Source organism: Methylobacterium variabile (assembly GCF_001043975.1).
Taxonomy (GTDB): Bacteria; Pseudomonadota; Alphaproteobacteria; order Rhizobiales; family Beijerinckiaceae; genus Methylobacterium; species Methylobacterium variabile.
Genome location: NZ_LABY01000482.1, coordinates 1 through 632, shown reverse-complemented (window position 1 = coordinate 632; position 632 = coordinate 1). Strand labels below are relative to the sequence as shown.

Below are 632 nucleotides of genomic sequence, written 5' to 3'. Positions count from 1 at the left end.
CACCGCGTAATCGTCGATGCGCAGGGAGAACGCCCCGAGATGCCCGCTCGCTGACATGACGCTGCCCTGCAGCACGGGAAATTCGTGGCGACGCGGCACCGGCACGTCGCGGGGGCGGCTCAGCAGCACCGTCACGTCGAGATGATCGGCGAGGCGCCGTCCGGCCTCGATGGCGACCTCGTCGCTGCCGTAGATGAGGGCGACGCCCTGGCTCACCATCGCGACGGTGCCCGGCGCGGGAGACGTCTCCGCCGCGGCGGCGAGGAGGGCGAGGGCACCGAGGATGACGGAGCGCGAGGGACGCGCGGGCATGGCTGGCGACTCTTGGCTGGCAACGCTGGGGCGGTGGTGACCGCCGGCATGTCGCCATCCTCGTCGGCCCGCGTTGAACTGCGGCTGAAGCCGGTGTTGTCGAACCGACAGGTTCGCGGCGGTTCTGCGCCGCGACGCCCGGTCCTAATTCGGAGCAGGCACCACGATCCGCGCGTGGCTGACGAAGGCCCGCGGAACGGCGCCCTGGTGGCCATAGAGGACGCGCGTAAACGTCAAGGTGCGGCTCCCCAGGGACTTGAGGCACTCCTCCTTGACGAAAGTGTCGCCGAGCGGCGTCTCGTCGCCGGTGGGGATTGCCT

At 70.4% G+C, this 632-nt stretch carries 1 pseudogene; it reads right to left on the bottom strand.

Annotation, left to right across the window (positions count from 1 at the left end):
• A pseudogene (locus VQ02_RS34025) lies at nucleotides 1-312 on the bottom strand (4Fe-4S ferredoxin); the annotation flags it as partial.
• Nucleotides 313-632: the final 320 nt, after the last annotated feature.